Here is a 14,755-nt window from a genome sequence, read left to right as displayed (position 1 = left end):
TCCCCGATCGGAGCTGAAAATGTGCCGCCTGCAAAACAGGCATTACATTAAATAGTTTAGCAGAGCACCTGCGCTTATATCAATTAGGCTCTAGCTGGCCGTCTGTCACCTCAAAGGGGTAAATGGCGATCAGGAAGGATACTGTTTGGCGGTCATCATTGTAAAGAGCTTTTTAAGTACGAAGCTACAAGAAAACCTGCTCTTGTGGCCGACGGCACGGGTTAACTCCTATGCCATCGGCCATGAGGTATCAGTGAGTGCTGGCTAGAGTCTGATGGGCTGTTTCCAGGTAATGTTGCCTCGCCGCCAGGACCGTCACCGTCACGAAAAGTCCTACAAGCAGTATGACGAGCAGACCCTGGCTGCCGGTCAGGGGCAGAATATCCCTGTAGGTAAAGGGAAGGCTCTCAGTCTGAGAGTTGCCTTGGCCCACATTCCAGGTGATATTGACTGTTGTCCGTCCTGCCTTGAAGGCTGGGGTATAGAAGGTCCAGGTATTCCATGATCCCCATGCGTCGGCTGTGCCGCTCCGGGTCAGTTCAAGAACTGATGCAGTATGCGGATCCGTGCCGACGGTGACTGAGCTGATGGTCAATTGCGGCGGGCAGACCAAAGTTGCTGCTTTGACGGAAGTGCTGTCCAAATTGGTGCCTAGCTGTCTGCCGCTGTTGTCGCCCCAACCGTAGGCCATGCCGTCGGAGTCGATGGCCAGGACTTGGCGCTCGCCTGCACTGATCTGTATGCTGCTGCCGTCCTTGCTCACCAAAACGGGGGATGCGCTGATGGATCCTGAGATGGAGACATTGCCCAGGGCGTTTTGACCATTGTTTCCCCAGGTGTATATCTTCCCTTTGTCGTTGATTCCCGCGCAGAACCATCCACCGGCGCTGATCTCGGTGGGTTTGAATCCATCGCTGCCTCCGTCAGGATCAGCCACCAGGGTTGGTATTGCTGCATCATTGGTGTCTCCGGTGCCCAGTCGCCCATCGGTATTCGCACCCCAGGCGTAGGCTTTGCCGTCTCTGCCAATGGCCAGGGAGTGCGAGCCTCCTGCGCTGACCTGAGTGGCGAAGAATCCTATCGATCCGTCCTCGTATTGCACGGGTGACGATACCGACACAGGAGTGGCCTGTGAGGATTTGGCATTGTTGCCCAGTCTACCGCTGTCGCCGTATCCCCAGGCGTAGGTTTGCCCGCTTATGCCGATGATCAGAGAGTGCTGATATCCCGCACTGACCTGTCTTGCCTGGAACCCAGGACTGGTGGCGCTTGCGTTGACAGCTACAGGAGCAGGGGCGTTCCCGCTCGTGTTGCCGTCGCCCACCTGTCCGCCGTTGCTCCTGTCTCCCCAGGCGTAGACCTGATGATCCTTGCCGATGGCCAGGGAATGATAGCCTCCTGCACTTACCTGGGTGTAGGCAAAGTCAGTACCTGCGTCGGATGGCTTCTTCACTTGGACGGGCGTCGTGTTGGTGCCGCCTGCGGTGCCCTTGCCGAGCTGCCCCCTGCCGTTGTCTCCCCAGGCGTAGGCATTGCCGTCACTGCCGAGGGCCAACGAGAATCCATATCCTGCGCTTACCTGGATGTAGGCGAAGTCTGTACCTGCGCCGGATGGCTTCTTCACTTGGATGGGCGTCTTGCTGCTGTCCTTGCTGCCGTTACCGAGCTGTCCCGTGCTGTTGTTTCCCCAGGCGTAGGCATTGCCGTCACTGCCGACAGCCAGGGTATGGTTTTTGCCTGTGCTGACCTGGGCGAAGCGGATGCCGCGCTGCGAGGGCGGAGTGATGGTGACCTGGTATCCGCCAGTGGACGGACTGACGGTTGGGTCGACGGTCATTTGAGTCGACGAAAGCGTCCAGTGCGCGACCAGGGTCAACGGGTCCGTTACCGGCTTGCCGAAGTCGTAGGCAACATTTGAACTGCCGTCAGCCGCTTTGACGAACCACCCGTCGAACAGGAAGCCCGTCTTGGCCACGGTCTGTCGGGGTACCAATTCGCCTTCCTCGATGTCCTTGCTTGTCCATGCGGCTCCAGTACCTCCCTCAGGGTCAAGCGTTATGCGTTTCTTGGTCCGATCGAAGGTGTAGTCGAATTGCTGTGTCTGCCTCGAGTCTCCGGTATCGTCGGCAATAGTCCATGTGATGGTGAAACTGGAGGGGCCGTACGGGTACGCGGGCGTGACGAAGGTCCAATCCTGGTTTGCATCCCAGGTGTCTTTGCCTGTCTGGGTCAGGTTTGTGGCCGGCTTGGTGCTGCTGGCCATGGTGCCGAAGATGACCTTAATCAGGGTGATCTGCGGCGACTGTGTGGTGCCGGGCACTGAGGTCGCTCCGGTTCGTCCGAGTTGGTTGTAGTAGCTGTATCCCCAGGTGTAGAGCAATCCGTCAGACCCGATGGCCGTCTGGTGATGGCTGGAGGTGGACACTGCGGAAGCCTTTACCGATTGGGCCAGGGTGATGGCTTTCGGATTGGTCTGCCATGCCGTATTGTCGTTCACGCCGTTGCCCAGCTGGCCGTAACCCTCCTTGCCCCAGGTATAGATCCTTCCGCTGTCGTCTATGGCTTCCGATCCATCATCGCCTGCGCTGATGGCGGTGATGTTGACGGGCTCGTTTCCGAAACTGATCGCGGTGGATCCTCTCGTGCTGACGTTGGTATCTGTAGTGGAGCCGATGGCGGTGCCGGAACCCCATCCGTAGAGGTCATGATCCGTATCCAGTGCCAACACGTGCTGGTAGCCCGCGCTGATGGCGATATAGAACCGGGTATCAGGCTGTCCGGTGCCTAGGTCTTGGACACGTGTCGGAGTCGGACTGCCATTAGAGGCGCCGTTGCCGAGCTGCCCCTTGGTGTTTTCGCCCCAAGTCCAGACATGGCCTTGACTGTCCAGGGCCGTACCCGAGGTAAATCCTGCGCTGATGGCTGTTATGTTGGACAACGCCGTGACCTTGGTAGGGGTAGGGCTGTCTTTGTCTGAGCTGCCGTTGCCGAGCTGGCCTTGAGTGTTGTCGCCCCAGGTGTAGACCGTGCCGTCCGAGGCCAGGGCCATGGCGTATGCCCGTCCCGCGCTGATTGCGGTGATTTTGGCATCGCCTGTCTGTGCCTTTACTGGTTCGTTGGAATTATCGGTAGTGCCGTTGCCGAGTTGTCCCTTGCCGTTGCTGCCCCAGGTATAGACGGTGCCGTCCGAGGCCAGGGCCATGGAATAAGCGTCGCCGGCGCTGACGGCTATGAAGATTTTTCCTTTTATGGCATCATTTTCGGTGATCCGTACTGGTGTGGCCGCCGTGCCTGAGTCTTTGCTGTTCCCCAGTCCGCCGCTGGCCTGATTTCCCCAGGCGTAGACGTGTCCGTCAGAACCCACAGCCAGGGTGTGGTAGCGCCCGGCGCTGGCCTGGGCAAACCTCACTGCTCTGGGCTTGGGAGGAGTCAGGGTGATTTTGGAGCCCCCGGTGTCGTCGCCATGGAGGGCATCCGAGGTCTTCCATTTCATATCTGACGAAGACCAATGCGCTTTCAGATTCAGTGGCTCGGTGACAGGACTGCTGAAGTCGTAGGCCACATTGGAGCTGCCGTCTGCCTCCTTGATGAACCAGCCGTCGAAGAGGGAACCTGCCTTGGTCACGGTGGGAGGTGAAGCCTGCTTGCCTGCGGTGACGAACTGGTCCGAGGCTGATGAGCCTCCGTCCGAATCAAAGGTGATCTTCTGGGCAGTGGGTGTGAATGTATAGTTGCCGATGCTTTGCCCCTGCTGTGCGGCGCCGCCAATGGACCATTGACCGTCGTTGATCCTGATCTTGGTGGTTCCGTAAGTGTGGTGCGGGGTAGTGACCGTCCATGGGGTATTTGAACTCCAGGTATCGTCGCCTGCTGAAGTTCGGCTAATCGGGCTGTTGGTGTCGGTCTTGGCTACATCCGTCCTGCCGAAGGTCACCTTGGCCAGGTCTATCTGGGGCGGGCCGACCGCTGCAGGCGTGGTCTGCGAACCGCTTTGAGGTCCCTTGCTGCCTTGTCCCAGCTTGCCGTTTTTCGCTTCCCCCCAGCTGTAGGGGAGCCCGTCCGAACCAATGGCCAGGCTGTGCCGACAGACATCGAATGCAGTGACCGTGACGCCTGTCAGGCTCACCTTGGTCATAGTTGATTTGGGCTTTGTGGTGCCGTCGCCCAGCTGGCCGCTGGAATTGCTGCCGAACATATACAGGCTGCCCGCAGAGTCGACCACCGCAGAGGAGTAGTCCCCGGCGCTGGCTGAAACAGGCGTCGCCGCTTCCGTGGGCAAACTTACCAGGCTGGGATAGAAGGAGTGGACGCTGTCGGCATTGGCGTCATTGCCCTTGGTCAGGGGATAACCCCAGTAGTACACCTTGCCTGTATTGCTCAGTGCCAGGACGTGCAGGTACCCTGCATCGATGTCGGTGTAGACAGTGCTGTCTGGGTTGCCGGTCGAGTCGCCGTAAATGCGCGATGGAGTGTAGACATTGGAACCACTGCTGGTGCCGTCCATGGTGCCGATGCTGAGCTGGCCGCCCTGGTTGCGTCCCCAGGCGTAGGCATGTCCTTGGCTGTCCAGCGCCGTTTGAAAATCGTATCCGGCACTGATGGTGGTGAAGGTGACGCCGGATGAAGAGACCGCTGCAGGTGAAGAGTTGACGTTGACGCCCGTGTGCCCGTTGCCGAGCTGGCCGTATTGGTTGTCTCCCCATGTGTAGATCGTCCCGCTCGAGGACAGGGCCATGGCATGCCAGTATCCGGCGCTGATGGCGGTGATGGTGGCATTAAGATTTGCCTTTACCGGTACTGAAGAATTCGTGGTGGACCCGTTGCCGAGTTCGCCGCGACTGTTGTCGCCCCAGGTGTAGACGGTGCCGTCGGAGGCCAAGGCCATGGAGAAAGTGGTCCCTGCGCTGACGGATATGAAGGTCTTGCCTTTGATGGCGTCGTTTTCGGTGATCCGCACCGGCGTGTTTTTGTTGATTGTGGTGCCGTCGCCAAGCTCGCCCTTGCTGTTGTCTCCCCAGGCGTAGACGTGGCCGTCCGAGCCTACGGCCAGTGTATGGTCGTGGCCGGCGCTAACCTGCGCGAATCTGACCCCTCTTGGCTTGGGGGGCGTAAGGGTGATAGCAGAGCCGCCGGTGTCGTCGCCGTTGACGTCGGTTGTCGTCCACTGACCATCGTTGACCGATGACCAATGGGCCGTCAGCGACTGCGTGCTGGTGACCGGCTTGCCGAAATCATAAGCGACGTTGGAGCCTTTGAGGAACCATCCGTCAAACAGGTAGCCTGATTTGTTGACAGCAGGTGGGGATGCCAGATGACCTGAGGCTACTGTCTGGCTCAGGGCAGGCGAGCCGGATACCAGCGAGCCCCCGTCGGGCTCGAAGGTGAGGGTATATGAGGATGAATCCCTGGTCTGCGGTGACTTGTCTCTCGGTGAGCTGTCCCTGAACGATCTGTCCGCCCTTTTGCTGTTGAACAGTTGGATGGACTTGAATGGTGAAGGATTGTTGCTGGCCAGCGGTGATGGTGAGGCAGTCGGAGCAACAGCTCCAGCCCGTGCCTCGCTGCCTGTCCGGAGCAATGGACTTGCGCTGCTGTCCGGACTGGGCGAGGGCGATTCTGTGGCAGATGCAGGTGCCATGTCGCCGGTGGTTGCGTATGCGCCTGTTGATGCTCCGATCAGTGCCAATCCAACCATGGCTGTCAGCGTCACCAGTCTGCGGATGCCATGAGCATTCCCCATTCGATTCTTCCTCCCCAAGCGTGCCGATTCCCCAGGTCGTGGCCCCTAAATCTGCGTCGATGCACACTAAAATAAAGTCCCTCTATGACTTTTACTATAGCATTACACTCTTCGGACAGTTCATAGTGACCTGATCAGGCTCTTGCTGGGCAAATTCACTGCAGGAGGCATGCTTCAGTTACGGAGAAGTATGGAAGCCGCACTTTTGCATGAGCGACGATGGCTCGACTGACATTGTAGGATTGCCGTTGTCACCAGTGACACGGATAGAAAACCGGGGCGGTGCCTATGGCCGAACCGTCCCGGTTGTATTGGGAATTGTAGAGCCTACTTACGAGGCTTCTTGGCCGGGGGCTCGCCCAGCTGGCTGGCGGTCACTCGGATGCCCGCTTCATCCTCGCCGGCTCCCTTGGCTTCGGGCTGGGTGGTCTCCTCGACCAGATTCAGATCTCCTGTGACCCTGCCCGCTTCGGCTATGTCGTCCAGGGCGGCCTTGACGGCTCCCAGGCCCTCCGGCGCCACGCTCAAGGAAGCGGAGAGGATAGGGGTCTTCATGGAGACCTTGGCCTCGGACTTGATTCGCCGCAGTGAAGCCAAAGCAGTGCCTGCCCATGCCAGAAGAGCCGGATCCTGGCCCTGGGCAGCTGCCCGGTAGGATTCTGGGCGTGGCCAGGATGCCCGGTGAACCGATCCATCCCCCTGGTGCATCCACTGCCAAGCCTCCTCGGTGGCGAAGGGCAGGAAGGGCGCCAGGAGACGATCCAGAGCATCCAGGACCAGTCCTAGGGTCGTGCGGGCGCTCAGCACCTGGGCCTCGTCAGGGGTTCTGCCGGTGGCATCCGCAGTTCCGTAGGCCCGGTTCTTGGCCAGTTCGATGTAGTTGTCGCAGAAGTCCCAGAAGAAGGATTCGGTCACCTCCAGGGCCTTGGAGTGCTCGTATGATTCCAGGGCCTTGGTGGCCTGGTCGATCACCTGGGCAAGGCCGGCCAGGACCGCCCGGTCCAGCGTGACGGTGACGTCAGCGGGGTTCCAGGTGACGTCCGCTGCCTGGGTGACCTTATGGTTTTCGTCCTCCCGCCCGATGGCCAGAGCGAACTTGACGGCGTTGAGGAGTTTGACGGCCAGGCGGCGGCCGATTTTCATCTGCCCCTCATCGTAGGTGGCATCCAGGCCCAACCGGGCGCAGGATGCCCAATAACGCACAGCGTCGGCGCCATACTTCTTGATGGGTTCGTCCGGCACTACCACATTGCCCTTGGACTTGCTCATCTTCTTGTGGTCCGGATCCAGGATCCACCCCGACAGGGTGGTGTCACTCCAGGGCAGGCAACCGTTCTCCAGATGAGCGCGGTCCATGGAGCTGAAGAGCCAGGTGCGGATGATGTCCTGGCCCTGGGGGCGCAGATCCATGGGGAAGGTGGCCTTGAAGAGGGCCTGGTCCTGTTCGCCCGGTTCGGCCCAGTGGGTCACGATCTGGGGGGTCAGGGAGCTGGTGGCCCAGGTGTCCATGATGTCCTTCTCGGCCGTGAAGCCGCCGGGCTGGTCGCGCTGGGATTCCTCGAAGCCCTCGGGCACATCGCTGCTGGGGTCGATGGGGAGCCTGTCCTCGGCCGGGGTGATGGGATGGGCGTAGTCGGTCTCGCCGTTCTCCTTGACCGGGTACCAGAGAGGGAAGGGGACACCGAAGAAGCGCTGGCGGGAAATCAGCCAGTCGCCGTTCAGGCCCTCGACCCAGTTGTTGTAGCGCACCCGCATGAAGTCCGGGTGGAAGTTGAGTTCCTTGCCGCGCTCCAGCAGCTCCTTGTTGAGCTTCTGGTCGGTGCCGCCATTGCGCAGGTACCACTGACGGGAGGTGACGATCTCCAGGGGCTTGTCGCCCTTCTCGTAGAAATTGGTCATGCGCTTGGTGGGCTTGGGCTCGCCGTCCAGGTCGCCGGACTCGCGCAGGGCGTCCACGATGATCTTGCGGGCTGAGAAGGTGGTCTTGCCTTCGGTCTGCTCAAAGATGCGCCGTCCGCCTTCATCGGTGATCCAATCCGGCACGTCCATGACGATTCGTCCGTTGCGCTGGATGATGGACCTGGTGGGCAGGTTCAGGTCCCGCCACCACTGCACGTCGGTCACGTCGCCAAAGGTGCAGCACATGGCGATGCCGGCGCCCTTGTCCATCTCTGCGGCAGGGTGGGCCAGAATGGGCACCTCGACCTTGAACAGGGGGGAGTAGACCTTCTGCCCGAAGTACTTCTGGTAGCGCTTGTCATCCGGGTGGGCGATCAGGGCGCCGCAGGCCGCCAGCAGCTCAGGCCTGGTGGTCTCGATGTATATTGGGGTGCCGTCCGCGAACCGGAAGGCCACCCTGTGGTAGAAGCCGTCGTACTCGCGCGACTCCAGCTCGGCCTGGGCCACGGCGGTCTGGAAGGTCACGTCCCAGAGTCCCGGGGCCTCCTTCTGGTATGCCTCGCCCCGGGCCAGATTCCGAAGGAAAGCCTTCTGCGCCACCCGTCGGGGATGCTCGCCGATGGTGTGGTAGGTCTGCGACCAATCCACCGACAGGCCCAGCGACCGCCAGAGCTGCTCGAAGAGCTTCTCGTCCTCGGCGGTCAGTTCCTCGCACAGTTCGATGAAGTTCTGACGGGAGACGGGCACCTGATCCTTGGCGCTGATCTTCTTGCCCTTGGTCCCATGGAAGGGGGGTTTGAAGTCCGGATCGTACTTGAGCGAGGTGTCCACACGGACCCCGTAGTAGTTCTGGACCCGCCGCTCAGTGGGCAGGCCGTTGTCGTCCCAGCCCATGGGGTAGAAGACGTCGTAGCCCTGCATCCGCTTGAACCGGGCGATCACGTCGGTATGGGTGTATGAGAAGACGTGCCCCACATGCAAATGCCCGGAGACCGTGGGCGGCGGGGTGTCGATGGAGTAGACGCCGGAGCGCTCGCGGGTGTTGCGGAAGCGGTAGACGCCGGACTCATCCCAGTCGCGGCACCACTTTTCCTCCAGGCCATCCACGCCCACCCTGTCGGGCAGGGGGGTCAGATGGGCATTGACGATTCCTTGGTGTTCAGCAGACATACCAGCATTTTATGGACGAACAGTGACAAGGGGCGCCGGCCTTTTCACCCCTGGATGCGCAGGTTCCACAGGGGCAGGTAGCGGTCCAACAGAGAGCTGGGCATGCCCTGGAGGCGGGGGGCGGTGAGGACCAGGGGCGTGCGCTGATACAGCCAGTCGCTGGGGGAGAGGTCGCTGACCTGTCGGGCAAAGGCCTTCAGTCGCTCGGCATAGGTGTTTTGGTCGGTGCAGTCCGTCACCTGCTTCCAGGAGTTCTGGACATCGACGTTGTCGAAGAGCATGGTGGAGTCGGGGTCGGCGAAGCGGTCGATTTCATCGTTGTCCATGACCATCAGGGCCATGTCGTAGTCGCGGCGGTTGAGCACCTGGTCACGGAAGGTGGGCTGATCCACCATGGAGACCTGAGTGGGGATGCCTGCTGCCTTGAGCTGTGTGCGCATCAGCTCGCCCACCTGGCTGCCGAATTCGCGGGGATAGACCAGACGCAGACCGTTCTTGAAGAAGGAAGGGCGGTAGTAGGAGGACCGATGAATCGCCTGAGCACGGTCGAAGGGGAAGGCCTGTAGGTCAGAATCGTAGCCAGGGCTCAGCTGGTTGAGCGGTCCGCCCAGCGCCTTGGCTCCGCCTCCCTCCAGTTTGGCAATGGCTTCTCGATCCAGGGCGTAGCGGACGGCCTCACGCATATGCTGGTCTGACAGCGGGCTGGTTGCTATGTTGTTGAAGGCCAGGACCACATTGTCTGTACTGGGCGTGGCGGTCGGCTTCTTGTGGGCCTGTGCGGCGGTGGCAGGGTCCAAGTCCACTACGGCGTCCAGGCGTCCCTGGTCCAGATCCTTGACGGTCTCTTGCGGACTGCCGGTATAGGTGAATATCACCTTGCTGATGGCGGCCTTGTCCGGGCCTCGGTAGGATTTGTTGGCAGTCAGGGTCAGGCTGGTGCCGGGCTGCCAGTCATCCACCTGGTAGGGGCCTGAGCCGGCTGATCGAGTGGAATAGTTGACCCGGGCCTGGCGGTCGTAGACTATGCCCGCCCGACCGCTCAGGGCGGTCAGCAATCTGGCGTTCGGGCTCTTCAGGCCAATCACCAGTGTGGCATCATCGGGGTTGGTGACCCTGGCCAGTCCGTCCAAGTCCCGATGGCCCTGGTACTGATGGTCGATGATCTGGTGCAGGGACCAGAGGGCATCCTCCGAGGTCAGGCGGCGTCCGTCGGCGAAGCGGGCGTCATTGCGCAGATGAAAGGTATAGAGCAGGCCGTTTGCGGAGACCTCCCAGTTCTGGGCCAGGCCGGGCGTCGGCCGACCTTTGGCGTCGGGCCTGGTCAGGGTCTGGTAGACGTTGCCCATCAGGGCCTGGTCGGTGGCGCGTCCTGGTTCGGTGCGGATGTCCAGGGAGACGGGGGCCTGGCGTGCCCGGATGCGCACGATTCGGCCTGAACCCTCCTGGGCCCAGGGCAGCCGCCAGCCTCCTTGGCCTGTCACCAGGGGCCAGGCCATGTAGGTGCCCGCGGTCAGGACCGCCAGTACCAGGAAAAAGATGATTCCGGATCTGATTTGTTTGTGTCTGCCGCGTGCCATGGTTTTGATTCTACCGAGAGGCTGGTCCTGCCAGGAGTTCGGCGCTGGGACATGTTTCAGCCAAGGGGCAGTGGAGGCAGTCGGGCTTGCGGGCGTGGCAGGTGGCCCGGCCGTGCAGAATCAGCCTGTGCGACAGATTGGTCCAGTCCTCGGGCGGGAAGCAGTCACAGATCTCATGCTCGATCTTCACCGGATCGGGGTGGGTGCTGCGCCAGTCGGTCCGCCAGCGCAGACGGCCGGTGACCCGGGTGACGTGGGTGTCCACCGGGAATCCGGGGATGTTGAAGGCATTGCCCAGGACCACGTTGGCGGTCTTGCGCCCCACGCCGGGCAGGCTGGTCAGTTCCTCCATGGTCTGGGGGACCTTGCCCCCGTAGTCCTCGGTCAGCATCAGGGACAGCCCCAGGAGGTGTCGGGCCTTGGCATGGTAGAAGCCCACCGGGTGGATGATGGACTCCAGTTCGGCAGGCTGCGCCTGGGCCATTGATTCGGGGTCGGGGTAGCGCTCGAAGAGTTCGGGGGTCACCGAATTGACCCGCTTGTCGGTGGTCTGGGCGCTCAGGACCGTGGCCACCAGCAGTTCGAAGGGGTTGCGGAAGTGCAGGGCGCAGACCGCCTCGGGAAAGACCTGGCAGAGGATGCGGTACTCCTCGTGCATGCGGGCCAGGCGTCGGGCCTTGCTCTCCCTACCCTGGGGGTGCTTTCGGTTTGATGATGCATCAGTCACTATGATCGGTTTTCTTCTTTTTGGAATCCTGGGGTTGTTCTGACTGGCTGTCCTGTTGCTCGTGTTGCTCGGCTGGGTCTGGGTTGGTCCCGGCCTCCGGCTCCGGTTTGGGCACTGAGGTCGTCCTTGCCGAGGAGGGTGGGTCGAACCTGTAGCCAACATTGCGGACCGTGCCGATTAGGTGCTCGTACTCGCTGCCCAGCTTGGCCCTGAGACGCCGCACGTGCACATCCACCGTTCTGGTGCCGCCGTAGTAGTCATAACCCCAGACCTCCTGGAGGAGCTGGGCTCTGGTGAAGACCCTGCCGGGATGCTGGACCAGGTATTTGAGCAGCTCGAACTCCTTGTAGGCCAGGTTTATGGGACGGCCGTGGATTCGGGCCGTGTAGCTCTCGGTGTCCACAACCAGATCGCCCGAGCGGACCTGACCGGTGGGGACTTGGTCTTCCACCTCTTCCGGCTGGACATCAGGCTTGCGTGTCGGTGTCACACGCTGGCAGACCAGACGCAGCCGGGCTTCGACCTCGGCAGGTGATGCGGACTGAATGATGACATCGGCCACGCCCCAGCCGGCATTGACCACGGTGAAGCCGCCCTCGCTCAGAATCAGGATGATAGGCGTGGACAGGCCCGAGGCCCGGGTCAGGCTGCAGAGGGTCTTGGCTTCGGCCAGGTCGTCGCTGGCATCGATCAGCAGCACGGTGTCCTCGGGCATTCTTACCAGGGAGGCGGCATCCAGGGGCAGGACGCGCACTCGATGGGAGAGCAGGGCCAAGGCTGGCAGAACCGATGCCGGGTCCTCGGCGCAGGTCATCAAGGTCAGATCCGTCACGGGGGTACCTTCTTCCCTGTCCGTTCGTCCATAGCGGGGGTGGATTCGTTGAACAGTCGTCATCATTGTACAATCGGCCCGTCACAGGGGCTCCGAGTTCACAGGATGGCCTTGCCCTAGGATGTGACGTATGGCTCCCCGACGGGGACAGGCAGGAGGACCCATGGCGCAGACCGTAAAAGAAACCCGGGATGGGCGCGCGCCCGCCCTGACTCAGTTGCTGGCCCTGGCGGCCCTGATTCTGCCGGGCGTGGCGGCGGGCTTGCTGGCCGAGCCCCGGGTCGCTCGATGGGTGCAGGCCGTTCTGGTTCTGGTGCTGGCCTCAGCCATGCTGGTCTCTTGGCCCCTGGTGGGCCGAGGCATCCGACCCGGTCCTGACCGAGCCGTGTCTGGTCTGCTGGCCTTGGTCGCTCTGGTGCCGTCCCTGGTCGTGCAAGGGCCTGGTGCCCTCTGGGCCTGGCTGTCGGCTGCGGCATTCCTGCTGGCACTTCTGGCTGTATTTATGTTTGTTCGTCAGATGCTGCGTCGGGATCGGCGGATGGTTATCCGTGGCATTTCTGCAACCGCCATGGGCGGGGTGACCGCTGTGGCCGCCTCAGGGTGGGTCTTTCTGCCGGAGCTGGTCAGAGGCTTGCATCCTGACCTGATGCCGATTCTGGTGGTGCTTGTGGCCTTGCTGCTGCTGGTCGGGCTCATGACCTCGGGTTACCGTTGGGCCCAGGAGGCAGCTGATCGGCGTGGAGCCGTTGGTCTGGCGCTGATGTCGGTTCTTCTGGCCGGATCCATCGTGGTTCTGGCCGCTATGGTCTTGCAGACGACGTTCTGAGTCAGGCATTCATCAGGTGATCCAAAAGGATCTGGATGCCCATGACGATCAGAATGATGCCGCCGGCGATTCTGGCAGGCTTGCGCCAGCGGGACCCGACCGCGTATCCGATGCGCAGTCCCAGAATGGAGGCTGCCGCCGTCACCAGCCCGATGACCAGTGCGGACAGCCAGATGTTGATGCCCAGCAGGGCCAGGCCTGCGCCCACGCCGAATGAGTCGATGCTGGTGGCGATGGCTGCAGGGAGCATCTGACGCCAGGAGAAGCCCTCCTCGCCCCTCGCTCCTTCTTCCTCGCCATAGACGCCCTCGCGGATCATGTTGACCCCGATGACTGAAAGGATGCCGAAGATAATCCAGTGATCCACGGCGGCCAGGGAGTCCTGCAGCATGGAGGCGGTGAAGTAGCCCAGCAGGGGCAGCAGAGTCTGGAATCCGCCGAACCAAAGTCCGACCAGCCAATGATGGCGGGCCCGCAGCCGGTCCACGGACAGTCCTTTGCTGATGGAGACGGCAAAAGCGTCAGAAGATACACCTAAAGCGATAAACAACAATCTCAAGAACACGGCATTCCTCGAAAGGGTTCATCCCCGCTGGGATGGGCCTCGACCAGGTCTCCTCAAACCCGCCTACGCCTCGGGAGCGTCGAGCGCGGAACTGCCGATTGGAGTCGGCTTTGAATTCGTTGAATGCCGTTCACATGCTACGCCAAAACAATATGGACATAGATTTTACCTGTCAGCGCTGGAACAATCAAGCATGACATGAAGCCGGATGACCCTGCTCAATGAGCCTTGGTTACCGACAGGATGCTTCAGATCGCGTCTATAGCGCGCTACTGGTCCTGGTAGGTGACGGCGTAGAACTCGCCATTCTGGTATCGGGCCATGTACACATCGCTGACCTTGTGTATGCCCTGCTTGGCCAGCTGCTCGTCGAGCCAGTCCTCGTCCCGTCCCATGGTGTCAAGAACGTCGGGATTGACCCGCCCGTCCATGACCACCGGGTAGCGCACGTCCTTGTCGCCCTCGGAGATGATGGTCAGGCCGCCGTTCTGCTCAACGATGCCCCGCTTGACGTCGCGGATGTCATTGATGCCCTTGGTGCGCAGCTTGAAGTCCACCTCCTTGGCCGTCAGGTTGACCTTGAGGCAGTTCTGGACCAGCAGCTTGCCGTTCTTGATGATGGTGACCGGTTCGCCGTCGATGTACTTGCCCACCGCGTGGATGTGGGTCTTGGCGTACCGGGTGATGAGAATCAGCGCCGCCCATATCAGCAGGATGACAATGTACTGGGCCATGGAGATGCTGTCGCTGTAGATGACCCCGCCGATGATGCCGCCCAGGACGTAGTTCTGCAGCTGGTCCATGGGCGAGGTGGGCGCCAGGTTCCCCTTGCCGGTCACATTGATGAGCAGGGTGATGAAGAGAAGCCCGACGATCAGCTTCAGGGCCACGTTGACGTAGAAATTGATATCCATGGGTCACTCTCCGATCACGGTGATGTCTGGGTGGTACAGGTCTGCGCGCTGCAGCAGGAACTCTGAGCCGGAGCTGTTGAATACCAGGGTGTAGTAGCCTTTGGGGGTCTTGATGATCATGTCGTTGTTGCGCGAGGTGTCGTTGATGCTGATCTGCTCAGGATTGACCTTGAGCTTGGCTGCCGACTTGTCGATGACCGTGGTCAGCTGGCCGCTCTGCAGACTGGCCGTGCGCAGATTGGTGTAGTCGCTGTACTGGATGGCTGCAGCCAAGAGGAGCAGGGTGGCCAGGATGATGGACAGATCCTTGTACTTATGGTTCCAGCGATGGCGGGAGTACATAAACAGGAAGAAGAGGAAGGCCAGGGCCAGAACGACGACCACGATGATCCTGATCATGGTCCAATTGGTCTGCCCGCCCTTGAGGTATTGGTACGTATAGAAAGTCATAGCCGCTCCTGCCCTTGCGCGCGCACCCGCAATTCGTAATCGTAGACGGGCAGAC

Annotated in this window: 9 protein-coding genes; 1 reads left to right on the top strand and 8 read right to left on the bottom strand. The window is 61.1% G+C overall.

Features of this window, described 5'->3' with window-relative positions:
* Positions 1–250: 250 nt before the first annotated feature.
* The 5 genes from P272_RS0103670 to P272_RS0103650 form a co-directional block, all read right to left on the bottom strand.
* Positions 251–5,740: an RCC1 domain-containing protein gene (locus P272_RS0103670; RefSeq protein WP_029678199.1), complete on the bottom strand. Its 5,490-nt coding sequence runs from the start codon at positions 5,738–5,740 to the stop codon at positions 251–253.
* 327 nt (positions 5,741–6,067) lie between these two features.
* Positions 6,068–8,809: a valine--tRNA ligase gene (gene valS, locus P272_RS0103665; RefSeq protein ID WP_029678198.1), complete on the bottom strand. Its 2,742-nt coding sequence runs from the start codon at positions 8,807–8,809 to the stop codon at positions 6,068–6,070.
* A gap of 44 nt (positions 8,810–8,853) precedes the next feature.
* Positions 8,854–10,386, bottom strand: a complete 1,533-nt coding sequence (locus P272_RS0103660) for an ABC transporter substrate-binding protein (RefSeq protein ID WP_029678196.1) — start codon at positions 10,384–10,386, stop codon at positions 8,854–8,856.
* Between the two features lie 10 nt (positions 10,387–10,396).
* Positions 10,397–11,044: an endonuclease III gene (gene nth, locus P272_RS0103655; RefSeq protein WP_029678194.1), complete on the bottom strand. Its 648-nt coding sequence runs from the start codon at positions 11,042–11,044 to the stop codon at positions 10,397–10,399.
* 61 nt (positions 11,045–11,105) lie between these two features.
* A complete protein-coding gene (locus tag P272_RS0103650) occupies positions 11,106–11,945 on the bottom strand; it encodes a winged helix-turn-helix transcriptional regulator (protein WP_044097733.1) in 840 nt (279 codons plus the stop codon).
* A gap of 163 nt (positions 11,946–12,108) precedes the next feature.
* Between P272_RS0103650 and P272_RS0103645 the strand changes: the two genes are divergently transcribed.
* On the top strand, positions 12,109–12,771 hold the full coding sequence (locus P272_RS0103645) for a hypothetical protein (protein ID WP_029678192.1): 663 nt from the start codon (positions 12,109–12,111) through the stop codon (positions 12,769–12,771).
* Position 12,772: 1 nt separating this feature from the next.
* On the opposite strand, the gene P272_RS0103640 is transcribed toward P272_RS0103645, so the two are convergent.
* From P272_RS0103640 to P272_RS0103630, 3 genes are all read right to left on the bottom strand, one after another.
* Positions 12,773–13,336, bottom strand: coding sequence for a manganese efflux pump MntP (locus tag P272_RS0103640; RefSeq protein ID WP_029678191.1), 564 nt, complete (start codon positions 13,334–13,336; stop codon positions 12,773–12,775).
* A gap of 269 nt (positions 13,337–13,605) precedes the next feature.
* Positions 13,606–14,250 carry a DUF421 domain-containing protein gene (locus P272_RS0103635; protein WP_029678190.1) on the bottom strand — a complete coding sequence of 215 codons (645 nt, stop codon included), beginning with the start codon at positions 14,248–14,250 and terminating at the stop codon, positions 13,606–13,608.
* 3 nt (positions 14,251–14,253) lie between these two features.
* A complete protein-coding gene (locus P272_RS0103630) occupies positions 14,254–14,700 on the bottom strand; it encodes a DUF3290 family protein (protein WP_015022498.1) in 447 nt (148 codons plus the stop codon).
* Between the last annotated feature and the right edge of the window lie 55 nt (positions 14,701–14,755).

Source organism: Bifidobacterium sp. 7101, from assembly GCF_000499285.1.
Lineage (GTDB): Bacteria > Actinomycetota > Actinomycetes > Actinomycetales > Bifidobacteriaceae > Bombiscardovia > Bombiscardovia apis_A.
Note: the sequence above shows the minus strand (reverse complement) of the source record. Positions and strands in the feature narration are given on the sequence as shown.

Bases quoted from the DNA above. Each gene is read 5' to 3' on its own strand.
- P272_RS0103670 (WP_029678199.1), bottom strand. From the start codon at position 5,740: ATGGGGAATGCTCATGGCATCCGCAGACTGGTGACGCTGACAGCCATG.
- valS (WP_029678198.1), bottom strand. From the start codon at position 8,809: ATGTCTGCTGAACACCAAGGAATCGTCAATGCCCATCTGACCCCCCTG.
- P272_RS0103660 (WP_029678196.1), bottom strand. From the start codon at position 10,386: ATGGCACGCGGCAGACACAAACAAATCAGATCCGGAATCATCTTTTTC.
- nth (WP_029678194.1), bottom strand. From the start codon at position 11,044: ATGCACGAGGAGTACCGCATCCTCTGCCAGGTCTTTCCCGAGGCGGTC.
- P272_RS0103645 (WP_029678192.1), top strand. From the start codon at position 12,109: ATGGCGCAGACCGTAAAAGAAACCCGGGATGGGCGCGCGCCCGCCCTG.
- P272_RS0103635 (WP_029678190.1), bottom strand. From the start codon at position 14,250: ATGGATATCAATTTCTACGTCAACGTGGCCCTGAAGCTGATCGTCGGG.
- P272_RS0103630 (WP_015022498.1), bottom strand. From the start codon at position 14,700: ATGACTTTCTATACGTACCAATACCTCAAGGGCGGGCAGACCAATTGG.